The 24,968-nt window shown below is 57.3% G+C and carries 18 protein-coding genes and 2 pseudogenes; 11 read left to right on the forward strand and 9 right to left on the reverse strand.

The window, feature by feature from the left end; translation table 11 throughout:
* Positions 1-46: 46 nt before the first annotated feature.
* From RVM24_RS14125 to RVM24_RS14150, 6 genes are all read left to right on the forward strand, one after another.
* On the forward strand, positions 47-505 hold the full coding sequence (locus RVM24_RS14125; RefSeq protein WP_431474264.1) for an ATPase: 459 nt from the start codon (positions 47-49) through the stop codon (positions 503-505).
* Between the two features lie 171 nt (positions 506-676).
* Entirely contained in the window at positions 677-1,753 is a 1,077-nt protein-coding gene (locus RVM24_RS14130; protein WP_431474265.1) for a TRAP transporter substrate-binding protein, read from the forward strand.
* A 99-nt stretch (positions 1,754-1,852) separates the two neighbouring features.
* A complete protein-coding gene (locus tag RVM24_RS14135; RefSeq protein ID WP_058092423.1) occupies positions 1,853-2,398 on the forward strand; it encodes a TRAP transporter small permease subunit in 546 nt (181 codons plus the stop codon).
* Positions 2,395-3,693, forward strand: a complete 1,299-nt coding sequence (locus tag RVM24_RS14140) for a TRAP transporter large permease (RefSeq protein WP_058092422.1) — start codon at positions 2,395-2,397, stop codon at positions 3,691-3,693. Before RVM24_RS14135 ends, RVM24_RS14140 begins: the two co-directional genes overlap by 4 nt.
* A gap of 163 nt (positions 3,694-3,856) precedes the next feature.
* Positions 3,857-5,170 carry a class I SAM-dependent methyltransferase gene (locus tag RVM24_RS14145; protein WP_431474266.1) on the forward strand — a complete coding sequence of 438 codons (1,314 nt, stop codon included), beginning with the start codon at positions 3,857-3,859 and terminating at the stop codon, positions 5,168-5,170.
* Positions 5,170-6,294 carry an NAD(P)/FAD-dependent oxidoreductase gene (locus tag RVM24_RS14150; protein ID WP_374813767.1) on the forward strand — a complete coding sequence of 375 codons (1,125 nt, stop codon included), beginning with the start codon at positions 5,170-5,172 and terminating at the stop codon, positions 6,292-6,294. Before RVM24_RS14145 ends, RVM24_RS14150 begins: the two co-directional genes overlap by 1 nt.
* 58 nt (positions 6,295-6,352) lie before the next feature.
* Here the strand turns inward: RVM24_RS14150 and RVM24_RS14155 are convergent, their stop codons facing one another.
* The 4 genes and pseudogenes from RVM24_RS14155 to RVM24_RS14170 all read right to left on the reverse strand — a co-directional run bounded on the left by RVM24_RS14155 (position 6,353) and on the right by RVM24_RS14170 (position 12,047).
* Positions 6,353-7,387, reverse strand: a complete 1,035-nt coding sequence (locus RVM24_RS14155) for a porin (RefSeq protein WP_152439201.1) — start codon at positions 7,385-7,387, stop codon at positions 6,353-6,355.
* Positions 7,388-7,597: 210 nt separating this feature from the next.
* Positions 7,598-8,967 (reverse strand): annotated as a pseudogene (gene ltrA / locus RVM24_RS14160) (group II intron reverse transcriptase/maturase).
* 540 nt (positions 8,968-9,507) lie between these two features.
* Positions 9,508-11,409, reverse strand: a complete 1,902-nt coding sequence (locus tag RVM24_RS14165) for a choice-of-anchor I family protein (RefSeq protein WP_431474267.1) — start codon at positions 11,407-11,409, stop codon at positions 9,508-9,510.
* 164 nt (positions 11,410-11,573) lie between these two features.
* Entirely contained in the window at positions 11,574-12,047 is a 474-nt protein-coding gene (locus RVM24_RS14170) for a Dps family protein (protein WP_072676187.1), read from the reverse strand.
* A 223-nt stretch (positions 12,048-12,270) separates the two neighbouring features.
* On the opposite strand from RVM24_RS14170, the gene RVM24_RS14175 reads away from it, so the two are divergent.
* Positions 12,271-12,537 (forward strand): DUF2061 domain-containing protein, encoded by a 267-nt coding sequence (locus RVM24_RS14175; protein WP_197463799.1) that lies wholly within the window; start codon positions 12,271-12,273, stop codon positions 12,535-12,537.
* Positions 12,538-12,583: 46 nt separating this feature from the next.
* Here RVM24_RS14175 and RVM24_RS14180 read toward each other — a convergent pair.
* Positions 12,584-13,991, reverse strand: a pseudogene (locus tag RVM24_RS14180) (dihydrolipoyl dehydrogenase).
* 153 nt (positions 13,992-14,144) lie between these two features.
* On the opposite strand from RVM24_RS14180, the gene RVM24_RS14185 reads away from it, so the two are divergent.
* The gene (locus RVM24_RS14185; RefSeq protein WP_319635215.1) at positions 14,145-14,816 is read left to right on the forward strand and encodes a LysE family translocator; all 672 of its coding nucleotides are present in this window, start codon (positions 14,145-14,147) and stop codon (positions 14,814-14,816) included.
* On the opposite strand, the gene RVM24_RS14190 is transcribed toward RVM24_RS14185, so the two are convergent.
* Positions 14,761-15,813 (reverse strand): 3-deoxy-7-phosphoheptulonate synthase, encoded by a 1,053-nt coding sequence (locus tag RVM24_RS14190; protein WP_431474268.1) that lies wholly within the window; start codon positions 15,811-15,813, stop codon positions 14,761-14,763. The two genes, RVM24_RS14185 and RVM24_RS14190, sit on opposite strands and share 56 nt — an antisense overlap.
* Before the next feature lie 363 nt (positions 15,814-16,176).
* On the opposite strand from RVM24_RS14190, the gene RVM24_RS14195 reads away from it, so the two are divergent.
* Positions 16,177-16,962 carry a secretin N-terminal domain-containing protein gene (locus RVM24_RS14195; RefSeq protein ID WP_058092600.1) on the forward strand — a complete coding sequence of 262 codons (786 nt, stop codon included), beginning with the start codon at positions 16,177-16,179 and terminating at the stop codon, positions 16,960-16,962.
* Here RVM24_RS14195 and RVM24_RS14200 read toward each other — a convergent pair whose 3' ends face one another.
* Positions 16,963-17,463: a DnaJ domain-containing protein gene (locus RVM24_RS14200; protein WP_061330758.1), complete on the reverse strand. Its 501-nt coding sequence runs from the start codon at positions 17,461-17,463 to the stop codon at positions 16,963-16,965. It abuts the gene before it with no gap.
* A 332-nt stretch (positions 17,464-17,795) separates the two neighbouring features.
* On the opposite strand from RVM24_RS14200, the gene RVM24_RS14205 reads away from it, so the two are divergent.
* Entirely contained in the window at positions 17,796-18,893 is a 1,098-nt protein-coding gene (locus RVM24_RS14205) for an efflux RND transporter periplasmic adaptor subunit (protein ID WP_061330759.1), read from the forward strand.
* A complete protein-coding gene (locus RVM24_RS14210; RefSeq protein ID WP_061330760.1) occupies positions 18,893-21,988 on the forward strand; it encodes an efflux RND transporter permease subunit in 3,096 nt (1,031 codons plus the stop codon). Before RVM24_RS14205 ends, RVM24_RS14210 begins: the two co-directional genes overlap by 1 nt.
* A gap of 58 nt (positions 21,989-22,046) precedes the next feature.
* On the opposite strand, the gene RVM24_RS14215 is transcribed toward RVM24_RS14210, so the two are convergent.
* Positions 22,047-23,006, reverse strand: coding sequence for an AraC family transcriptional regulator (locus RVM24_RS14215; RefSeq protein WP_061330761.1), 960 nt, complete (start codon positions 23,004-23,006; stop codon positions 22,047-22,049).
* A 136-nt stretch (positions 23,007-23,142) separates the two neighbouring features.
* Positions 23,143-24,801, reverse strand: a complete 1,659-nt coding sequence (locus tag RVM24_RS14220) for a putative bifunctional diguanylate cyclase/phosphodiesterase (protein WP_374787424.1) — start codon at positions 24,799-24,801, stop codon at positions 23,143-23,145.
* Positions 24,802-24,968: the final 167 nt, after the last annotated feature.

A 24,968-nucleotide genomic window follows, 5' to 3' on the forward strand; every position in this document is an offset into this window, starting at 1 on the left:
TACAGAAAATTGTTGAACCACTTCATTTTGAAGGGAGTTTACCTGTATGGAAATCAAAACCTTTGCCGACCTGATCGACTGGACCCGGCAACTGCACGCCCATTTGGGCCGCTGCCTGCACGAATCTGCCGCCTTGAATAAAGATGAGCGAGCCAGTGCCCTGCTTGATTACATAAGTCGTCACGAGCAACTACTGGCAAAAGCCGTGGAAGAATATGAAAAGCAGGCCGATTCGAAAGCCATGAACACCCGCCTTTACGACTATGGCGTGCACAAACCTATCGAGAATGAACGCACCTGCGACACGCACTACAACGATCTGGATTTTGCCGGCATTGCCCGTGAGATTTTCGATTTCCACGACCAGGTAATGAACCTGTATGACAACCTGATCGGTAAAGCCGAGATTCCCGAGGCCAAATCCCTGTTAGAAGACCTGAAATCCCTTGAGGAACACGAGGCCATGCGCATGGCCAGCCAGATCGGCCGCATGCAGGATGTGTGAGCTTCTCAACACCCGACGACCTTAGACCTATGTCGTACAAAGCCTATTTTTTGCGATAGAACGACTGCGGTAGTTGCTAATCTGAACTAGACTGTCTGGACGGTGGTGTCCTACCGGGAACCGGGTCCATCGAAAACGACAAATACAATAAAACCAGAGGATAGAAGAGCAATGAAGATCCGTTCTGTTCTTTCCGCGGCTGTGCTGGCTGTGGCAACTACCTTTGCCGCCACTCAGGCGCTCGCACAAGACAAATTCACCCTCAAAATGGCCGAAACCTGGGGCCCTAACTTCCCGATTTTTGGCGACACCACCAAACGCTTTGCTGAAACCGTTGAAAAAATGTCCAACGGCAGGCTGACCGTCCGTATTGATTCCGCCAACAAGCACAAGGCGCCACTGGGCGTGTTTGACATGGTCAAGGCCGGCCAGTATGACCTGGGCCATTCGGCGTCCTATTACTGGAAGGGCAAAGTACCCGAAACCCTGTTTTTCACCAGCATGCCTTTTGGCATGAATGCCATGGAGCAGTATGCCTGGTTCTATCACGGCGGTGGTATGGAGCTGATGCAGGAAGTGTATGAGCCCCACAACATGCTGTCGTTCCCCGGCGGTAACACCGGCGTTCAGATGGGCGGCTGGTTCCGCAAGGAAATCAAATCCCTGGACGACCTGAAAGGCCTGAAAATGCGCATTCCGGGCTTCGCTGGTGAGGTGTTTGCGGAGGTTGGCGTTAACCCCACCAACATTGCCCCGGGCGAGCTGTATACAGCCCTTGAGCGCAACACCATTGATGCCGTTGAATGGGTAGGTCCGGCACTGGATCTGCGTCTTGGCTTCCAGCAGATCGCCGATTACTACTACACCGGCTGGCACGAACCGGCCACCGAGCTGCAGTTCCTGGTCAACAAGCGTGTATGGGAACGCCTGCCGGCGGATCTGCAGGAGATCATGCGAGTTGCCATGCGCACCGCGTCCTACGACATGCTGGTTCACTCCCAGCACGCCAACGCCGAAGCCTGGGCCAACATCAAAGAGCAGTATCCGAACGTTCAGATCAAGCAGTTCCCGGAAGACATCTTCCAGGCCATGTACGACGCCAACAAAAAACTGCTGAAGGAAGCTGCCGAGCGCAACGACCTGTCTGCACGGATTGTTGAATCCCAGGAGAACTACCTGCGCCAGAGCCGAGCCTACACAGACATTTCTGAACGGGCGTACCTGAATACCATGGCCGAAGTCGAGTAAACTGAGGTTCAGAAGTAACAGAGCCGGGATCGCTCAACGCAGTGATCCCGGTTTTTTCGTTTCACAGACACGCATCCGCTTTGCGGAGGAAGAAGTTCCATGCACTGGATAATCAAACTCGACAAGAGCCTGGCATGGCTCTCGAAACTGTGCGGCGTGATTGCCTGCCTGGCCATGATCCTGATGGCCGTGAACGTGTTTTACGACGTGGTGTCCCGTTACGTCTTCAACGATGTGTCCATCGCCATGCAGGAAATGGAATGGCACCTTTACTCCGTGGTTTTCCTGCTGGGAATTCCTTACGCACTGCGCACAGACGGCCACGTTCGGGTGGACGTGTTCTATACCCGCTGGAGTAACAAGACCAAAGCCTGGGTAAACATTCTCGGCGCCCTGATTTTTGTCATTCCCTTTGCTTATCTGATCGGCACCTACGGTTACAGCTTCGCCGTCGACGCGTACCAGATGGGCGAAGGCAGTGGTGACCCGGGCGGGCTGCCCCACCGCTGGGTGATCAAAGCGGTGATACCACTGAGTGCTGTATTCATGGCCACCGCCGGCCTGAATATGGTGACCTACGCCATCCGGGTACTGTCGGGCGAGAAAGAATACGTGGGCGAGCATAGCGCGGGGGGCCTGGCATGATCGGCATGATTATGTTCGGCGTGGCCCTGATCATGCTGATGTTCGGTTTCCCCGTGGCCTTTACGTTTGGTGGTGTGGCCCTGGTGTTCGGCATCTATGCCGAGGGCATGGACCTGTTTGCCTTCATGCCGTACCGCATCATGAGTGTGATGCAGAATACGGTACTGATGGCGGTGCCCTTGTTCATATTTATGGGGGTAGTACTGCAACGCACCAAATTGGCTGAGCAACTGCTCACCTCCATGGGTCGTCTGTTTGGCGGTTTGCCGGGTGGCTTGGCTATTTCCACCATTCTTGTGGGCGCGCTGCTGGCCGCTTCGACCGGCGTGGTTGGCGCCAGCGTTGTGGCCATGGGCCTGATATCACTCCCGGTCATGCTCGCGCACAAATACGACAAACGGCTGGCAACCGGCACCATTTGCGCTTCTGGCACTCTGGGCCAGATAGTTCCCCCCTCCATCATTCTGATCATTCTGGGTGATGTACTTGGGCTGCCGGTTGGCGACCTGTTCCGGGCTGCCGTGGGACCTGGCGTGCTTCTTATCGGCCTGTACATCGTTTACATACTTATCCTTACCCGGTTAAAGCCGCAGACCGCACCTGCAATGCCCAAGGATGATGACGGCGTAAGCCGGGGTAAGGAAATCCGGGATGCCCTGCTGGCCATCATTCCGCCACTGGCATTGATCATCGTGGTGCTTGGTTCCATCTTCACCGGCATTGCCACCCCCACCGAATCCTCCGCGCTGGGCGGTATCGGCGCGGTGGTACTGGCGCTGATCTACCGTCAGTTCTCGTTCAAGATGGTCTGGGATGCGGCGAAGGACACGGTCAGCGTTACTGCGATGGTCTTCGCCATTCTGATTGGAGCCACGGCCTTCTCCATGGTGTTCAGTTACACCGGCGGCGACTATCTGCTGGAGGAATGGCTGCTAATGCTGCCGGGCGAGCAGTGGGGCTTCATCATTCTGGCCATGCTGGTCATCCTGATTCTTGGTTTCTTCATCGACTTCGTGGAGATTTCCTTCATCATCGTGCCCATCCTGGCGCCGGTAGCCGAAGCCCTGGGCATTAACATGCTCTGGTTTGCCATTCTGGTGGCCATGAACCTGCAAACCAGTTTCCTGACACCACCCTTCGGGTTCTCACTATTCTACCTTAAGGGGGTGGCACCACCGAATGTCCGAACGATCGATATCTACAAAGGCATTGTGCCATTCATACTGATCCAGATTCTGGTGCTGGCGCTGATCGTCATCTTCCCGGAATGGTTCGGCATGAGCTCCACTTACTGACCTTTTCAGGCAGGGTCGGGTAAGCAACCCGCCCCTGCCTCCTGTCCTTTTTGCAGCCAAACCTGACAAACCCTGATCATTTTCTATACTAAGCAAGAAACGCGACTCTCAGTGATGCATTCGGGAAAACGCCGGAGAATTAACGCGAAGGGAGAGAAGTTTCATGGCACAGGGCACAGCTCCAAAGACGGACTATTCTGACAGCAACACCAAAGCGCATGTTCTTAGCCTGCCATTGGAAAACAGTCAGGCTGATCGGGAACCACACAGCTATGAACGCTGGCTGATCGCCAAGTTGATGCGAATGGCCGGCTCACCCGCCATACGCTTCCAGCTATGGAATGGCGAGGTCATCGAGCCAGAGCAAGGCCCGGCCCGCTTCACCTTGCATCTTAAGGATCACAAGGCACTCTACTCCCTCGTTGCCAACCCCAACCTGGCCTTCGGCGACCTCTACAGTGCTGGCCGCCTGGAGGTGGACGGCGAGCTGCCGGACCTTATGGAAACCCTCTACCGTTCTGTGCATGCCGCCCGGCAGAAATGGCCAAAATGGCTGGACGCGCTGTGGCGGAATCATAACCCCAGGGCAACCGGCATTTCCGAGGCCAAGGAAAACATTCACCACCACTACGACCTGGGCAACGAGTTTTACCAACTCTGGCTGGACAACGCAGAAATGCAGTACACCTGTGCCTATTACGAGCACCCCGGTAACACACTGGAGCAGGCACAACTGGCCAAACTGGAGCATGTGTGCCGAAAGCTGCGCCTGACGCCCGGCATGACGGTGGTGGAAGCCGGCTGTGGCTGGGGCGGCCTGGCCCGTTATATGGCGCGCAACTACGGCGTGAAAGTTCACTCCTACAACATATCCCGTGAACAACTGGCATACGCCCAGGCCGAATCTGAACGCCAAGGGCTCGATGGTCTTATTACCTATGTGGAGGACGACTACCGCAACATCACCGGCCAGTACGACGCATTCGTCTCGGTTGGCATGCTGGAGCACGTTGGCAAGGAAAACTACCGAGCCCTGTCGGAGCTGATCAAGCGCAGCCTGAACCCCAACGGCATAGCTCTGCTCCACAGTATCGGGCGCAACCGGCCCATGCTGATGAATGCCTGGATAGAGAAGCGGATCTTTCCCGGCGCCTACCCTCCCAGTATCGGCGAGTTTATGGAAATCTGTGAGCACGGCGACTTCTCGGTGCTGGATGTGGAGAACCTGCGGCTGCACTATGCCCAGACCCTGAGCCACTGGGCGGAGCGCTTCGAGGCCAATGCCGAGCGCGTTACCGAGATGTACGACGAACACTTCACCCGCGCCTGGCGACTTTATCTGGCGGGCTCGATTGCGGCATTCCGGGCCGGGTCGCTGCAGCTGTTCCAGGTGGTGTTCACCCATGGTGATAACAATCAGTTGCCCCAGAGCCGGCAGGACCTGTATGCCTTCCCAGCAACACCGGAGGGCAGCTGATGGAATACTACGACGCGATTATCGTAGGTGCCGGCCCCGCCGGTTCCACCCTGGCACGCAGTTTGGAGGAGGCCGGGAAGAATGTGCTGGTCATCGACAAAGCCAGGTTCCCCCGGGACAAAACCTGCGCCGGCTGGGTAACGCCTGCCGTTATGGAAAGCCTTGAAATCGACCCAACGGATTACGCCAATGGCCGAACCCTTCAGCCCATTCGTCGTTTCCGCATCGGCATGATGGGGCAGCCTGCCGTCGAGAATGACCACCATAGCATTGTTAGTTATGGCATACGCCGCTGTGAATTCGACGCTTTTCTGCTCGACCGTGTGAACGCTCCGAAACAACTGGCGACACCGGTCAAATCCATCGTCCGGAACAATGGCAACTGGGTGATCAACGAGCAGTGGCAGGCCCCACTTCTGATCGGCGCCGGGGGGCACTTCTGCCCGGTTGCCAGACTGCTGGGCAACGGCCCGGGCAAACACGAAACGGTAGTCGCCGCCAAGGAAGTGGAATTTGAGATGACACAGGAACAGGCCGATGCCTGTGAAGCCCGGGGGGATGCCCCGGAGCTCTGGTTCTGCCGGGACCTCAAAGGTTATGCCTGGGTATTCCGCAAAGGTAATTTCCTGAACATTGGCCTGGGGCGGGAAGACAACCACCGGCTAACGGATCACCTGGAGGCATTCGTAGACGATATGAAGCACGACGGGCGAATCCCCGCAGACCTGCCGGGGCGATTCAAAGGCCATGCCTACCTGTTGTACGCCCATGCCGATCGGCCACTGGTAGACGACGGCGTATTGCTGATCGGAGATGCAGCGGGCCTGGCTTACACTCAGAGCGGTGAGGGTATCCGCCCTGCCATTGAATCCGCCTTGATGGCGGCCGAGGTGATTCTTAACGCCACAGATTTTTCTGCCGCCGCGCTACAGCGCTACGGTGAGCGCATTGCGGAACGCTTTGGCAACCGTGCCAGTGAGCAGGCAGCTGGCTGGCAACTGCCGGAATGGCTGAAGCAGCCCGTCGCCAGCACGTTAATGCGCTCGCACTGGTTTACCCGAAAGGTAGTGACCGAAAAATGGTTCCTGCATCAGGATGTGCCGCCACTTAAAGCCGCCGGCTGAAACGCAAAAAGCCGGGCCCTTGCGGGGCCCGGCGAAGTGACGCGACATGAAAAGGGTATTACATGGAGAACTTGTGATCGAAGCCGATACCGAAGGTGGTGTCTTTGTCTTCGCTCAGGTCTTCCTCTACCTCGGTCAGGACCGCATACACCTTGCTGTTTTTGCCAACCTTGTAATCAGCACCCAGCGCCCACAAGCTGCGCTCTTCGTCTGTCAGATCACCCTCGGTCAGACCATACTGGGCCTTCAGCTTCAGATTGCCGGTCTTAAACGCACCGCTAACCAGGTAGCTGGTGTCTTCCATGTTGTTGTTGGCGCCTTCAGCCAACTGGTACAGGAAACCGGCTTCAAATGCGCTGGTGTTGACGCCCGCCACAAAACGAAGGATATCGTTCTGCGGATCCTGTGCACCGCCGTCAGAATCCACAAAACGGCGGGGAGTGCTGCTACCACGGGTACGAGTAGTCGTTTCAGAATCGTAGGCAATCGCACCGTAGAAGATGTCTTTCTGGAACGTCAGTGAGGCGGAAATCGCATCTGCTGGGCCGTCATTGGCATCCGGGTTAGCAACGTTATCAAACTCTTCGCCCGGAATAAACGCAACATTCAGGGTCAGCATGTCTGCCAGTTTCGGGGTGCTGTACTGAATGATGTTGGTTGCACGCAGCTGGCCGGCCATCAGGAAATCGATGTCGCCCAGGGTATCGTTGAACTGGTCAACGCTCATCTCGGCGCGCTTGAGCGGGGTGTCAAAGTTACCGGCGATCAGTGTGCCCGCGTTGGCGTGTTTGAAACCACCAAAAATGTTGCGCTGGCTGAAAGGTGTTCCGCCATCATCAACGTTGATCTGGTATTCCGCCTGGTAAACAGCAACCACGTCTTCAATGTTCAGGTCCAGTTCACCTTTTACGCCAAGACGGGAATTGTTGCTCTGCAAACGCCAGGCATCGTTAGAGAAAGAGGCGCGATCACGATCCTGGTTCTCATAGGAAACATTCACTTTACCGTAAACAGTCGGGCCCTTGTCTGCCATCGCCACAGACGGCGCGACAACCATGGAACCGATAGCCAGTGCCAGCAATTGCTTTTTCATTACGTTCTTCTCCATCAGTGATCATTCTTGATCGGTGTTGAATTTCGTGATGTCACTATGGCGATGGTTTATGAACGATTTGTTAACTATATATGTCAGTTGTGTGAAACCTGACTTTCAGCAAAGGGTTGCGATGCAATCGAGTAGGAGGGGGAGTTGCCTCCCCCGTCCTCTCACACCACCGGGCATACGGTTCCGTACCACGGCGGTTCACGGTTGGCTCTGAAGCCGAACCATCGTATCCAGCAAGCTTACCAGAGACAGGCCATTGAACACCTTCTTGGGCAGCGCCGCGTTCATGTGAGACGCGCCACTGTTCCACCAGGGACCACGGCCATTCGTTGCGCTCATCCAAGCCCGTTGCTCCGTCAGACCGAGCCGCATCAGATTGCGCGCCCGGGTGTGGGCCCGCTTCCATTGCTGCCATAGAATCAGGCGAAGTCGCCGCCGTAGCCAGCCATCCAGTGCCTCCACCGAGCGTTTCGAGACCGTTAGGCGATAGTAATTCGCCCAGCCTCGGAGAACCGGGTTCAACTTCTGGATAGTTGTCGTCAGCGACTGCCCGCGAGATCGCTTAAGCAGCGGACGCAGCTTGGTCATGAAGGCCTTCAGGCTCTTCGGTGCAACTCTCAACCTTACCTGCCCTTGATGCCAGCTTACGCTGTACCCCAGAAAGCTTCGGCGCCAGGGGCGGTCCACCGCACTCTTGTCTGTGTTCACTTTCAGGCGCAGCCGCGCTTCCAGGAAGTGGGTGATACTGGTCATGACCCTTTCGCCGGCTCTTTTGCTGCTCACGTAGATGTTGCAGTCGTCCGCATATCGGCAGAACCGGTGGCCCCGGCGCTCCAGCTCCCGGTCCAGCTCGGTCAGGAGCACATTGGAGAGCAAGGGCGAGAGGGGCCACCTTGCGGCGTGCCTTCCCGTCTCGGGCTGACCAGTCCACCTTCGAGCATGCCGGCTTGCAGGTAACGTCGGATCAGGGTGAGTATCCGTCGGTCGGTGATGCGACGAGCCAGCAGGCCCATCAGCACATCGTGGTTGACCCGGTCAAAGAACTGGGCCAGATCCAGATCGACCACCCAGCGGTGGCCGTCATTGATGTGCCGTTGCATCGCCTTGACCGCCTGGTGGGCACTTCGACCAGGGCGGAACCCATAGCTGTGATCCGAGAAGGTCGTCTCCAGCGTTGGGCTTAGCGTTTGGTGAAGCGCCTGTTGGATCAGGCGATCCTGCACCGTCGGTATACCCAGTATCCGTTCGCCGCCTTGCGGCTTGGGGATGCTGACCCGGCGGACCGGTTGAGGATGGTAATTTCCGGCCAACAGTCGCTCACGCAGCGTTGGCCAGTGCTGTTGCAGGTGGCGCTTAAGGGCGGTTACCGGCATCTGATCGACACCGGCGGCTCCCTTGTTGGACACCACCCGCTGATACGCTCGCATCAGGTTCGGGCGCTCAAGCACCTGTTCCATCAGCGCATTCGGCTCCGCGTTCGTCCACGAGTGAGCCCCCGCGTCTGCCTCGACACGGACTTCAGTACCTGCCGGGTTCCGCCCGACCCCTTCCTGAATGCCCTGACCCATCCGGGTCGCTTCTGTCTTCATAAGCACTTCACGAGAACTCACCGCCTACTGGCGGCCAACCATGTTCAGTCCTTCAGTACGCGGTGACGCACCTACTATGACCTCGGCTGAGTTCTGGCTCCCCATCCCCACCCCTCGCGGGGTAAGTAGCACAAAGGCAGAGAACCAGACTTCCCAGGGTAAGACGCGTGACCTTCACACTTATGCCCGCCGCATTTACGTCCACACCTTCCGTGCAAGTATCGGGCTTTGACGATATTGGCCGCCTTGCCCGGTGTGACCGCCTCGTATGCGATTCCTGTTCGTCGGGCCAGTGCTTTGCCTGCGGCTTCCTTCAGATTCCACCTCGCGGTGGACACCCTTGCCGTCCGGCTAGTGGTTCCCCTTGCCGGGCCCACAGGGGACTTGCACCCCCAAGTCATCCGGCCAGCACCACCTGTACCGGAACAGCGCCCGTCAAGGCGCTACGCGCCATGCCTGGCGCACCAAAGACAAACCCCGCCTCACGGCGGGGTTGTTTTAACAGACTGCTTTGGCGGATTACTCGGCGTATTGCAGGACCACCTTATACACAGCAGTTGTGCCACTCACTTCATTACCGGTAAGCAAGAGCACGTCGCCATTTGGTGACTGGTTCGCGGGTATCACAGTGATGTCCTCAATCCCCAGGTCACCGGCGATAGCCAGGTTGGTTTCCGGGTCCAACACCCATTCCTCTCGGGTGTTGAGGTAGTCCACAATCGACGGCGACTGCGGATTGGTGATGTCAAACACCATGACACCACCCATACGCTCAAGACCAAGGAAAGCAAACGTACGATCACCAAAGGTGGCTGATGTTACCGCTTCCGGCTCTGGCCCCTTGTTATCCGAGCGGTTCAGGAACGAATCGCCAGCACTGTGGTTCGAGTTGAAGAACTCCGCGCAGGGGATATCTCGCTGCGACCCGGCAAGGCAGGCATCACTGGCCAGATACTGCTCAACCATGTCGCCGGAATCCCACACCAGATCACCATCAGCGGACCAGATCGCCATGGAACGGCCACCGAATGCGTATACCTCGTCATACATCAGCCGGTCACCTGCAGGGTCCTCAACACCGGAGGTATTGAACATCACAGGGTCACCGTTTTCATCGGTGCGGTAGCCCATGGTCCAGGTCACCGTGAGTCGGCCCAACTGTTCATCTTCCCGGCAGCCGCCCGGCTCACCGGCACTGGCTCCGCAGTAGTCGAACACCTCGGGATTCAACAGTGCGCCTTTGGCCAGGGCATAGAGCTGTGGCGGCATGTCATCACCCAGGCGGCGCTCAAAACCGTTCTTGTGGAACAAGTGCTTGAATCGTATTTCCTCGACAAAGCCCTGATTGGCATCACCACCAAAGGCAGGGTCTTCCGAATCTTCAGGCCCCCAATAGGCTGGGTTATCCTCACCCCAGGCTCGGGCATCGCCCTCGTTGGCGGTCAGGATGTATGTCTCGCCGTTGTTACTGAAGCTGGCGATGGCATCCGGATGGTACATACCGAGAATCCCCGGCCAGGGTTTGATGTCGATGGCATTGTTGCTATCGCTGGCATCCAGACCCTGACCTTCAGCACCATGATCCTTGTAGCCCAGCGGCAGGATCTCAGTGATGGTGGCCGAGGCGATGTCCACTTTCGCGAGTGCGTTGTTCTCCTGCAACGCCACCCATGCAGTGGTGCTGTCGGCGCTCACGGTGATGTACTCCGGCTCCATATCCTGGGCAACACTGGCACCCGGCCCGAATACCCGAACACCATCCGCCACCAGCTGCGCTCTCTGACTCTTGAAGGCGGTAAAGTCTGCCGTCCTGACCTGCAGGTTGTCAGGGTCAGTCACATCAATGACTGAAACAGAGCCTTCCGGATCAATCTGGTAGTCGTCACTAGGCTCGCCCTCATTGGCTACCAGAAGGTATTTGCCATCAGGAGTGAACGTCAGCATATCCGGCTGAGCACCAACCTCTGCAAAGCCGCGCAGGGACAGTGTCGCAGCATCGTATATGGCAGCGAATCCCGGTTCAGTCTTCGGTGAAGACTCGATCGCGACGGCAACGAGTCCGTTACGGACCGCGACACTGTTAACAACCGCATCATCAGCAATGTCACCAACCGTCAGGGTATCAATCAGCGTTGGTGTTGATGGATCACTCATATCCAACACGTTCAATGACCCTTCCTGGGCGTTCACGACAAACGCTCTGCGGCTGTCGGCGTCATACCCGGTGATTTCTGCAGCGCTTTCACCAAACACACCGGAGCTATATCGCCCTACGAATTCGAGAGTCAGGCCGGTGACTGCAGGGGGTGCCTCTACTGGCGGAGTGTTGTCGTTATCGGATGACAGGCAGCCGCTCAACAAGACAGCCGAGACACTGATAGCCAGCAGTGATGGTTTGAAAATGGTTTTTGGGTTTTGCACGGAACGCTCCTTTGCTTTGTTAGAAAACTAACTCGGTAGCAAAGAAACCTATTTCACCGCTGTTACAGGATCGGGAAGGAAATAAGACAGGGCAATGACATATTAATGAAAGGCACGTGGCGGCCTGATACCACCACGTGCCCTTACGGACGTATTATGACAATCTACTGACCAAGGTAACTCCGGTACATCCACACCGTTTTTTCCTGCTGGGAGATATAATCACTCATCAGGGCAACGGTGCCTTCGTCTTGAGCCTCGCCGGCCAGATTGAGCAGATCACGCTGCTTGGCGATCAATTTCCCGAAGCTCTCTACGATGTTGCCCACAGCTTCTTTGCCATCAGACACATCCTTTCGCTCGGGCACATCGGATTTCTCAATGTAGGTACTGTAAGCGTGCGCCGGGCGGTGGCCCAGGGTCAGAACACGCTCGGCGATCTCATCAATCTTCAGCAAAAGATCGTCATAGAGCTCTTCAAACTTGGCGTGCAGCTCAAAGAAATTGTCGCCCTTGATGTTCCAGTGATAGCCACGAACGTTCATGTAAAAGATCTGGTAGTTGGACAGCAACTCATTAAGCGAGTCTGCCAGTTTCTGGGTCTTTTCCGTGTCCAGACCAATAAAGTTCTTACCCATATTGAACCTCCTGATTCGCGTTGGGGTTTATCTGCCGACCACTCTACTCAGTCGTCGGCCATAGCTGAAGTTTAGTTCTTCAATACTTGCAATAGCATAAGATTATATTAAAAACCAGAAATCCATAGGGCGATGCTATCGGCGACAATCACAAGATCTATTTGGAAATAATTCTCGTTTGGTCTTCAATACGTTCATAGACCATACGAAAACGGAGTTGATCATGAGCGCACTGAAACTGTTCGTTCACAACCACAGCGCCAACGGTGACCAGTCACTGTTAAAAACTATCACCTTTGCAATCACACACTTCGTGGTGGCGTTCTCCGTAGCCTATCTCCTGACCGGCGACATTTTGATCGGCAGCCTGATCGCCATGGTTGAGCCGACCATCAACACCGTTGCCTACTTCTTCCATGAGAAAATATGGGCACGGTATCAGCGGAATGCAACCGCCAGGCCTTTGATCGTACGGCACAACACACCCTGAAACGGCTGATTCAGATCAATTACGGATATAACAGAAGCGGGCCGGCTCAGACGCCGGGCCCGCAATCCATACAACCCTCAGCGGGTTCCGGCCCCAGCCTGAGGTTTCTGTTGAGACACCGGGTGGTAGAAAGGCATTTCCAGCATTTCACTGACTGTCATGCGCTTCTGGGCACACCAGGCCAACAGGTGGGCAATGTGCTCCGCCGCCGGCCCGAACATTTCCGCGCCCATGAACAAACCGCTGCCATGCTCACCATACACACGCAGTAAACCACGATTCCTGCCAATCACTTTGCTACGGCCCTGGTCCTCAAAGCTGACCTCCCCGACTGCAAAGCAGCCCTGGCACTTCTCGTCCACCTGATGAATGGTCAGCCCGACCGAGGCAATCTGTGGGTCTGAGAACACCACGGCCAACGGCGTCTTGCGCAAGCCGGTGCGTACATCGGGCCAGGCCGCGGCGTTATCCCCGGCGATACGGCCTTCATCTGCCGCTTCATGCAGTAAGGGCCGGTGGTTATTCACATCACCCGCAATAAAAATATGGCTGTCGCCACAGCGCAGTGTGAAGGGATCAAACTCCGGCATGCCCCGGTCGTCCAACTCAATGCCGGCATTCTGGATATCCAGGTTATCCACATTGGGGCGACGACCTGTGGCCGCCAGCAGGTAGCCAAAGGTTTCCTGATGCTCCTCGCCATTCTCAAGCCAGGTGATGTGAACGCCTTCACCCGTGCGCTCGACCCGACGAGTCTCCGCCTTCAGGCTCAATGCCAGTTCTTCACCAAACACGCCCTTCGCATAGTCACGGATTTTCTCGTCCCGCAGGCCGCCAATACCACCGCTGACCCCAAACAGCCGAACCCGCACGCCCAGCCGGCTCAGTGCCTGGCCCAATTCCAGGCCGATGACACCAGGGCCGAATACCGCTACAGATTCCGGCAGGTCCTGCCAGTCAAACACATCGTCGTTAACGATTAACCGGTCCTTGGCTTCTTTCAGGATGCCCGGCACGTTAGGTCGGGAGCCGGTGGCAATGATGATGCGATCGGCGTGCACCTCGGTATGCTCGCCAACCACCAGCCGGTGGCTGTCGACAAACCGGGCATGGCCCATCAATCGGTGTTCCTCCGGCAGTTTTTCCATGGACCGAACCACCGGTGCCACAAACTTGTCCCGCTCTGCCCGCACCCGCTCCATCACCAGCCGGCCATCAATCCGTACATCACCCGCCAGCACACCGAACTCATCGGCGGTTTTCAGGTCGTGGGCTCTTTCAGCAGCGGCAATCAACAGTTTGCTGGGCATGCAGCCCACCCGCGCGCAGGTGGTGCCGTACCGTTCTCCCTCGATCAAAACCACATTGTCGGTGGCTTTACGAACCCGCTGGTACGCCACCATACCGGCAGTCCCGGCACCGATAATGGCCACATCCACTTCACGTTTGTTCATTTTGCCTCCCGGTAAGCTAGAATTCGGCAGTTAAACTGAAAGTATAGAAACCTTATCATTGCCTGACAGGTGAAACCGGCAAAAAATCCTCAGCAGTTTGCAGGTTTACCTTCAGTACGTTCGTCTGGCAATGACAATACCCGGAGATCTCAGGTGCAGAATTACTGGCTGGAATTTATGACCGTGGCACTGGTTCACTTACTTGCGGTGGCAAGCCCGGGCCCGGATTTCGCGATCGTTTTGCGCCAGGCGCTCACCCAGTCCCGACGTAATGCCTTGCTGAGCGCCGCCGGCATTGGCATTGGTATCTTGCTGCATGTGGGTTATTCGTTGTTGGGCATTGGTTTCATTATTCAGCAGTCGGTGATGCTGTTCACCGTACTGAAGGTGGTGGGTGCCCTGTACCTGTTGTGGATTGCCTGGCATTGCCTGCGAGCAAAACCCGGCGGCATTCATGTGGATGCCAGGGGTAGCAACGAGCAAACCGGTTGGGCGGCGTTCCGGCTCGGCTTCCTGACCAACGTGCTGAACCCCAAGGCCACACTGTTTTTCGTATCTCTATTCTCGGTCATCATTAACCCCGGCACCCCGGTGCTGCTGCAGGCGGGCTACGGCCTTTATATGGCTTTTGCCACCGGCCTCTGGTTTGCCCTGGTCGCGATATTCTTTACCCACCCCCGTGTCCGCCGGGGCTTTAACCGGTTCGGACACTGGCTCGACCGGGCCATGGGGGGCATCCTGGTATTGTTGGCCGGGCAGCTGTTGCTGTCTACAGTGAGCGGATCAGAGCCTCCGTCTGCTCCCAGCCCAGGCACGGATCGGTAATCGAGCAGCCGTAGATCAGCTCTTCACCGTCATCCTGCCGGCCGAATTCCAGGAAGCTCTCCAGCATCAGGCCCTTGATGTGCCGGTTGCCGCTGCGTTTCTGGGCCAGTACCTCACGGGCAATGTCGACTTGCCGCTCGGCCTGTTTGCAGGCGTTGTCGTGGCTGCAGTCCACCATCACTGCCGTCGACACGCCGGCTTTCTCCAGTTCTGCCACCGCCTTGGCAATACTCAGTTCATCGTAGTTGGTTACGCCCCGGCCACCGCGCAGCACCAGGTGGGTGTCCGGGTTGCCGGCGGTGGAGATCATCACCGGCGCGCCGCTGTGGGAGATGCCCATATGGTGGTGCGGGTGCGAGGCAGACTTCATGGCATGGCTGGCCACGGTAATGCCGCCATCGGTGCCGTTTTTGAAGCCCGTGGGCATGGGCAGGCCGCTGACCATTTCCCGGTGGATCTGGGATTCGGTGGTGCGGGCACCGATGGCGGTCCAGCTCACCAGGTCACCCAGGTAATCCATCATGAACGGGCTCAGGGCTTCCGTCGCCAGCGGCAAACCCAGCTCAGAGAGCGCCAGCAACAGCTTGCGGGAACGTTCCAGGCCCTGCTTCAGGTCGCCCTGGCCGGTGCGCTCGGGATCGTATAAAAGGCCTTTCCAACCCACCGTGGTGCGTGGTTTTTCCAGGTAGGCGCGCATTACTATCAGGAAGCGATCACTCACCTCGTCCGTCAGGGTTTTCAGACGGGTAGCGTAATCCAGGGCGGCCTGTTCATCGTGAATCGAACACGGACCCATCACAATCAGGGTTCGGTCGTCCTGACCGTGCAGTACGGCGCGGATCTGCTCACGGTAACTGGCGATGGCCCGAACCAGGTGCTCACCGGCAGGAAACTGCTGGCGCAACTCGCCCGCGGTGGGCAGTGTGGCTTCCTGTCGGTGCTGGCAGGCACTTGCGATTTGCTCGCCCAGCGTTTCGGATTTCAGCGGCATGTTCATGTCTGTGTTCCCGTTTCCCTGTGTCAGAATCAAAAAAGCCCCGGCTGGGCTACCAGTCGGGGCTTTTTTGAGTCCGGTGGCAGCCTGGGTTGCTTGCCGGGCTGCCTTCCTCGTTAAATTCGGTCGATGAAGATCTTACGGGCGGCCCGGGCTCTGGCTAAAATAAAAGCCATAACCAAACCACCAAAAATACACAGCAGAACCTGCGGCCTTCAGTTTCTCACCGAAAGCTTTCAAAACATTCAATTGACAGGCTGCGTGTGTGGTCTTCATGCTTTTCACTATAACCCCGCGGTTTTCAGATTGGCAACCCGCAATCCGGAATATTTTTGGCGGGTATGTGTAACGGCTCCGGAGGCCCCGATGACTGAACGCACGACCCACTCCATCACAACCAGCCTGTTGGCACTGGTGTTTGCCCTGTTTTCAACCCTTGCCCTCGCCCAGGAGTCTCGCGTTTACCAGCTCAACAACCGCACCTCTGCTGACGTTGCCAACCAGATTAAAGAACTCTATCAGCAGGCTCCCGTCTCAGTCTCCGCCCGGGGACAGCAACTGGTGGTTCGTGGTGAGCCGGGATTGCTGGATGAGATTGGCATGTTGATTGACTCCATCGACGTACCACCCGTGCAGATGCGTATCAGCGTTCGCTACCGGCAGGACATCGGCGGCAAGCAGTCCGGCGGTGGCGTGACGATTTCCGACAACCGGGCCGGCGCCAATGTCGAACGCCGCACCATAAGCACCAATTCCAGCACTGAACGGCAACTGGTGGTCCAGGATGGCCAGTCCGCCCACATCACCTCCGGCAATGTGCGCACCATACCGTTTGCGGTCCAGGGCGGGCGCAACCCGGCGGCGATACTCGAACAGGTAGAAACCCGCAGCGGCTTTATCGTGACACCCCAGGCCATATCCGACCAGACGGTAGAGCTGAATATCGTCTCGTTTGAGGAAGATCCGGCCAGTATCCAGGGCTATGAAACCGAAGCCTTGATGACCATTCGACGGGTTGAACCCGGTCAGTGGGTGTCCCTGGGTGGCACCAGCACGTCCCAGAATCATCGTCAGGATGGCATTACTTACCGGGTAACCGGCAACCGCTCTGAAAACCAGTCGGTGGACGTGAAAGTGGACATTCTGCCCTGATTACGCTGCCCGTTTACCGAGCAGCAGGTCCCGGGCCTCGTTGAGCTTGGCCGCCAGGTAATCGTTACCACCCCGGTCCGGGTGTACCTTGAGCATCAGCCGCCGGTGGGCCGCGGTCACTTCCTCCCGGCTGCAGCCGGGCTTTAAACCGAGGATGTCACAAGCTTCCTGTTCGGTCATCGGGCCCTGAGTCGCCACATTGGCTCGGGCACCTGACGCTCCACCCGGAGCTGGCCCTTCGTTATCACCCATCGCCCGGCGAACCAGGGGGGCAAACTTCAACAGCGCCGGCAGCTTGCGCAGCAACGGAATGATCGCGGCAACCGCTGCCGTCAACACATGGACCCGCCCGGTCAGCACCATAAACAACAACAGGGCGCCGCCCACCACCAGAACCGCTTTCCAGATGGCGGCTTTCTGGCCTTCCGGTGACAGGGCACCCCATTTTTTCAAGATGACAAACACGGCGGCCGCCAGGGCCAGGCCGAGAATTAGCTGCATTACATCCTCTCACCCGTTCACATCGTGACAGGAGCATAACAGATACACTCCCGTGCCATTATGTATGCGAAACTGCGATTTTACATCCGTAAAGCACAAGATCCGGCCAGACGGCGTCATCGTAGTTTCATAGCAGTAGATATACTGAGATTTAGAGGCAAACTGGTGACAAACCGAAGTGCTTTTTGTAGCATCCTATTGGTTATCGTTAAGCCGACGCATTCTCAACAAGCGTCCGCCTGTCGCCGCCCCCTGATGCGCAAGGAAAGCTGTCAGCCTTCCCATCCCGGCGACGTTATCCGTTTAAAGAAACCTAGCCCAGGAACAGACCTATGCGTACCGCATCCCGTTTTGTCATCGTCATCATTTTTCTGGGTGTCGTCCTCGGCGGCATCTTCGGTTACAAGTTCTATGAATTCGGCCAGATGCAGGAGATGTTCTCCCAGCCACAGCCCCCAGCCATCATTTCCGTGACCGACGCCACCACGGAAAACTGGCAGCCGAGTATCAAGGCCGTGGGCAGTGTGAACGCCATTAACGGTATCGAGGTGGCCAACGAGGTGCCGGGGGTCATTGAGTCCATTAACTTTGAATCCGGCGATACCGTGCAGAAAGGTGACGTACTGATTCGCCTGGATGCCGCCATCGACGAGGCGGCGCTACGTACCCGCCGGGCAGAAGCCCAACTGGCTGGGCAGGAGTTCAAGCGGGTTTCTGATCTGCTGCCCAAACGCGCGGTATCACAATCACAGTTCGATGAGGCCAAAGCCAACTACGACGCCGCAAGGGCGCGGGTAAACGAAGCCGAGGCACAACTGGGCAAAAAGGTGATCCGGGCACCGTTTGACGGCACCCTCGGTATCCGCATGGTCGACCAGGGTCAGTACATCCCTACAGGTACGCCGATTGTCGAGATCAATATGCTGAACCCGATCTACGTGGATTACACGCTGTCCGAGAAGTACCTGCCTGAGGTTGACCGGGGTTACCCGGTAACGGTCACGGTGGCCGCGGTGCCGGATGAGGCATTCAGTGGTGAAGTCAGTGCCATCAACACATCGGTCAACCCGGAGACTCGTACGGTTCGCATCCGCGCCACCCTCAACAACGAAGATGGCAAATTGCGCCCGGGAATGTTCGCAACGATTCAAACAGGCCAGCCCAGGGACAACGAAGTGGTCACGGTCCCCAGGACCGCCATCTCCTATAACACTTACGGCAACTTTGTGTTCGCCGTGAAGGAGAATGATGACGGCGAACTGGTCGTTGAGCGCCGTACCGTCACCACGGGCGAGGTCCGGAACGAACGGGCTGCAGTTCTTTCAGGCCTTGAACCCGGCGAGACCGTGGTCTCGAAGGGTCTGCTGCGGTTGCGGGCAGGCCAGCGGGTAGAAATCCAGGACGAGTCCGGGCAGGAGGCGTCTGAGTAATGAAATTCACCGACATTTTTGTCCACCGGCCGGTGCTGGCCACCGTGGTCAGCCTGCTGATTCTGCTGATCGGTGCCCGGGCAGCCATGGAAATGGAAGTCCGCCAGTACCCGAAACTGGAAAGCACCACGGTAACGGTCACAACCGCTTACCCTGGGGCCAGTTCTGACCTGATCAAGGGCTTTATCACCACGCCCCTGCAACAGGCCATTGCTGAGGCCAGCGGCATCGACTATCTGACCTCTACCAGTTCCCAGGGCGTGTCAACGATTCAGGCCAAGATGGTTCTGAATTACGATGCCAACGACGCCCTCGCTGAAATTCAGGCCAAGGTTGCCAGCCAGCGCAACGTGCTGCCCGGCGATGCAGAAGACCCGGTGATCACCTCCACCACCGGTGACGACACGGCCCTGATGTATATTGCTTTCTACAGTACCGAGCTGGAAGTCCCCCAGATTACCGATTACCTGACCCGCGTGGTTCAGCCCAAGCTGCAGGCGCTGTCTGGCGTTGGCAAGGCCCAGCTGCTGGGGCGTACTTTCGCCCTGCGAGTGTGGCTGGACCCGGAGCGGCTGGCCGCGGTGGATCTGACTCCGGTCGAAGTGGCAGACAAGCTGCGAGCCAACAACTATCAGGCCGCTGTCGGCACTACCCGGGGCCAGTACACCGAGATTGCCCTGACCAGTGATACCGACATTGCCGATCCGGAAGCCTTCCGTAACCTGGTGGTCAAGCAGCAAAACGGCACCCTGATTCGGTTGCGGGACATTGCCGAGGTGGAGCTTGGCTCTCAAACCTACAATCAGCTGGCGCTTTATAAGGGCGAGCCCGCAACCTATGTCGCCATCGAACTGGCGCCGGGGGCCAACCCGCTGACCGTCGCCGGCCTGGTGAAAGACGAGTTACCGGACATCGAAAGCCAGCTACCCAGCGGCCTGAATGTGCGCCTGGCCTACGATGCCTCCGACTTCATTGAAGATTCCATCAACGAAGTCATCCGTACCCTGCTGGAAGCCATGCTGATTGTCCTGGTGGTGGTGTTCCTTTGCCTCGGCTCGATTCGAGCGGCCATCGTGCCGTCTGTGGCAGTGCCGCTGTCGCTGATTGGCGGCGCGTTTATCATGCTGATCTTCGGTTTCTCCCTGAACCTGCTGACCCTGCTCTCCATGGTGCTTGCCATCGGTCTGGTGGTGGACGATGCCATTATCATGGTGGAGAACGTGCACCGACACATTGAGCAGGGCGAATCACGGTTTGACGCTGCCCTCAATGGCGCCCGTGAAATGGCCACACCCATCATTGCCATGACCACCACGCTGGTGGCGGTGTATGCGCCAATCGGGTTTATGGGCGGCCTGGTGGGCTCGCTGTTTACTGAGTTTGCCTTCACCCTGGCGGGTACGGTTGTGATCTCCGGCATTGTTGCCCTGACACTCTCACCCATGCTCTCCGGCAAGGTGCTGAAACCCCATGGCAATCCCGGGCGCTTCGAGGTGCTGGTTGAAAAAACCTTCAATGGCCTCGCCAATGCCTACAAAGCTGCTCTTACCTCGTTGATGCAGACCAAGTCGGTGGTGGTGTTCTTCGCCGTCGTGGTATTGGGTTCTATCTATTTTATGGTGATGATGAGCCAGAATGAGCTGGCACCCACCGAGGACCAGGGCATTCTGTTTTACCAGGGGCTGGGGCCGCAGACCTCGACGCTGGAGTATCTGTTTGATCATGGCCAGGAGGTTCAGGAGCGGATGTCCGGCGTGCCCGGCTACAACGAGGATTTCATGATTCTTGGTATCACCAGCCCGAACGCCGTGTTTGGTGGTTTCAAGCTGGCACCGTGGAGTGAGCGGGAGATCAGCCAGTTCGAGGTACAGCCCCTGCTGGATTCCGAACTCAAAAAAGTAACCGGATTGCAGACGGCGGTGTTCCCGTTACCGGCCCTGCCTGGTTCGGGTGGCGGCCTGCCGTTCCAGTTTGTAGTGACCACCGGAGGCACCTACGAACAGTTGAATGAAGTCGCCGACGAGCTTCTTGGCAAAGCCATGCAAAGTGGCAACTTCATGTTCCTGCAGAAGTCCATCAACTTCGACAAGCCCGTTACCCGCATCAACGTAGACCGGGACCGGGTGGCAGACCTGGGCCTGTCCATGCGTGATGTCGGCCAGTCGCTCGCCAGTATGCTCAGCGGCGGATACATCAACCGCTTCAATATGGAAGGCCGCTCCTATCAGGTGATTCCGCAGGTGGGTAATGACTTCCGTGCCAGCCGTGAAGCACTGGACGACTATTACATCCGCGCCGGCAATGGCCAACTGGTGCCCCTATCCAGTGTGGTCAGCTTCAGTGAAGAGGTGGAGCCTTCCAACCGGACCCAGTTCAACCAGTTGAACTCGCTGACTCTCGAGGGCGTTATCATGCCCGGCGTGGCGGCTGGCTCCGCCATGGACTTTATGGAACAGGCCGCAGCCGAGGTATTCCCGCAAGGCTTCAGCTTTGACTATACCGGCGAGTCGAGGCAGCTGGCCACCCAGGGCAGCGCTCTGATGGTAACCTTCTTCCTGTCGTTGCTGGTTATCTACCTGGTACTGGCGGCACAGTTCGAAAGCTGGCGCGATCCGTTCATCATCCTGGTGTCGGTGCCCATGTCCGTCGCCGGTGCCATGGCGTTTATCGTGCTCGGCTTTGCCTCCATGAACATCTACACCCAGGTGGGCCTGATTACCTTGATTGGTGTGGTGTCGAAGAACGGCATCCTGATCGTGGAGTTCGCCAACCTGCTGCAGAAAGAGAAAGGCCTGAACAAGGTGGATGCGGTGATTGAGGCTGCGGCCATTCGTCTGCGCCCGATCATCATGACCTCCCTGGCACTGATCTTCGCCATGGTGCCGCTGCTGATTGCGGTGGGCCCGGGGGCCGAGAGTCGGTTTGCGATTGGCCTGACCATCAGTGCAGGACTGGGTATCGGCACGTTGTTTACCGTATTCGTACTGCCGGCCTTCTACATTCTGCTGGCGCGAGACCATCATGGAACTGCGGCCGATGAGTATACGGAAGCTGACAACAACGACGGGGCTCCGACCACATCCAGCAGCCATTAAACGCTGACTGATGTTAACACATAGCCCGCACCGGTCATCCGCTGCGGGCTATGTGGCGTCAGGTCATGGCAAAGTCGGCGGGTTCCATCACTGGCTCAACCAGCAGCCGCCGTCGCCACTGCACAGTTTCACTGGGTAGCTCGCCGAAGTGTTCCCGATACAGCGCGGCGAAGCGGCCCAGATGGGTAAAGCCCTCGTCAGCGGCATACCAGGAGATGTGTGGCACGTCGCACTGGCAATCCACCAGGCGTTTACGCACGCGTATCAGACGACAGCGCTGATAGAAGCGATAAGGGGTCATGCCGGTTTCCCGCTTCATCAGGTAATACAGGTTACGTTCGCTGGCCCCGGAATGGTTGGCCAGCTCCTGCAGATCAAAATCCCAGTCCCGTTCGCTACGAATTTTCTCAATCACCCTCGCCAGCCTCCGGTCCAGTACTGGCAGCTCTTCGGGCAGTTCTACCCTGCCCGTTGCCAGTTGCCGTTCCAGGCGTTCAAACAGAGCGAGTGTCTCCCGGCTGGCATCCTGATGATCCTGAAAATAGTCCGCCTTCATTAGAAAACGATGGATATGACCAGCCAACGCCACGTCCAGGCCTGGCCGGGGCCATACTGGAACCAGCTCACTCACCGGATACACCAGTACCAGCCGACTGTTCTTACTGATTCTCAAGCTAAATGTTTGGCCAGCGGGAATCATGATCAACGGAAAGGCGGATACACCAGGGCCACCTTCCGACGATATCTGCGCCGACCCGTGAATGGTGGCTACCAGAGGCCTCTGAGGCATACAGCAGTCGGCAAGCAGCATATCCTGAGCGACATCAAGTACACAGACCAAACCAGCCTCTACATCAAGGGCTGACAACGAACCCACCAATCCCTGAGGACGAGTCAGGCCACAGGTTATTCCCCGGCACCCGAGCAGTTCTGTCATGGCGGCCAGCCACTCTCCACAACCTGCACCGCTCAATCGCAGGTAGGCTTCCAATTCCGGTTTGGCATTCAGAGTTCGCATATAGCTCAAAAAGGCAATTAATGAGCCTGCCGTTTTAAAGTAGCTGCGGACAAAGCCCTAGCCAAATCTTGCAAAATGCGCAAAAGCTGAACAAAAGTTATGTTTTTATTGATAGTTGTCAAAACTGCAGAAGCAGTCAGGCCAATGACAGGTCGGCCAGAGGCGTTGGCCTTGCCAACAGAAAGCCTTGACCACGATGGCAGTTCAGTTCCCGCAGCCTGCGGCGCTGCTCTTCCGTTTCAATACCTTCGGCAACGACCTCCAGATCCAGCGCCTCGGCTATGGCCAGAATGGCTGACACGATGCGCGAGTCGCGACCATCCGGCCCGAGACGCTGGACAAACTGACGGTCGATCTTCAGAACCTTGACCGGCAAGGCATGCAAGTAAGCCAGAGATGAGTAGCCGGTACCAAAGTCATCAATGGCGACCATGATGCCCCGGTCCACAAACGACTGGAGCTTGGCGAGGCAGCGGCGCGACAGATTCATCAGGTTGGTTTCGGTAATCTCGATTTCCGGGCACCACCCCCGGGCCTCCAGGCTTGAGAACAGCGGCTCCAGCAGCGGCTCCAGCCGCCCGTCCGAAATCTGCCGGGCGGAAATATTAATCGCTAGCCGACGCCCACTACCCCAACCGACTTCACATTGCTGAAGGTCCGCCATGATGTGCCGTACGAGTTGTTCCGTAAGCTCATGTATGTGGCCACGCTGCTCTGCCACCGGGACAAAATCCGCCGGCGATACTGCGCCGAGTTCAGGGTGGTGCCAGCGCAACAGGGCCTCCAGCCCCACCATGGAGCCGCTTGCCAGGTCGTACTGGGGCTGGTACACCACGGAGAACTCCTCCGGAGCGACCTTGAGCGAAGCAATCAATGCTTCAGACAAGCGCTGATGGAACTGCCCCTCTTCACCGTCCACGGCGCTGTAGATTCGATAACAGGCGCGGCCTGAGAACTTGGCCGCGTGCATTGCACGATCAGCATTTTGCAGCAGAGCCGAAGCCGTTTTCCCATGCTTTGGAAACACCGCAGCCCCCACAGAGGCCGACAGGAAATGCTCCCGGTGCTCCACCAGCATTGGCGCCTGGAATATCCCGCTCATGCGCTGGCAAACCACGGGTAACTCAGACTCATCCTCCAGCTCAACAATGGCTGCGAACTCGTCTCCGGATAGCCGGGCAACTACATCCCCATCTCGAAGCACACTCTTCACGCAGGCCGCCGCCTGCTGAAGCACTCGATCACCACAGTCGTGGCCATGCAGATCATTGACTGCTTTGAAGAAATCCAGATCGATGTAGACTACGGCGAAACAGCCGTTGCCTGCCTTGCGTTGTCCGACCCTTGCTTTCAGAAACTCCTGGAACAGCGAGCGATTTGGCAGCTCGGTGAGCGGATCATAGTAAGCCAGAGACGCCAGACGCTCGTTACTGGCAGTCAGCTCACCAACATCCATGAAAACGCCGGCAAACAGCCTCTGTCCCTGGTAGTCTACCGGGTAGATATTGAGCCACTGCGGATAGTTCTCGCCATTTTTGCGCCGGTTCCAGATCAGTCCCTCCCAGCATCCGGTCTGATTCAGGCTGCGCCACATGGTCTGATAGAACTCGTGCGAATGCAGCCCGGAGCTCAGCACCGATGGCTTCTGCCCCACGACTTCTTCTGCCAGATAGCCGGTCACCGCCTGGAACATGAGGTTGACGTAGGCAATCCGGGCATCTGGCGTAGCCAGCATGATAGCTCTGGGGTGGTTGTCCACCAACGCCTTGAAATCCTGTTCTCTCAACGCCTGCATCGTCTTGTTTCCTTCCACGCCGAGCCTGCGGTAACGACAGGCTTTCAACCCAGCATAGATTTAAACTGTCGCAAACCTATCCACATCCTGCAAAAACGCCCTACCTTTGACCAAAGGAGGAGAAAAATGTGACTCGTATTTGGCGATTTGCAATATTGGGATACCCC

This window comes from Marinobacter sp. KM021 (genome assembly GCF_050707965.1).
In the GTDB taxonomy this organism is placed as follows: Bacteria; Pseudomonadota; Gammaproteobacteria; order Pseudomonadales; family Oleiphilaceae; genus Marinobacter; species Marinobacter shengliensis.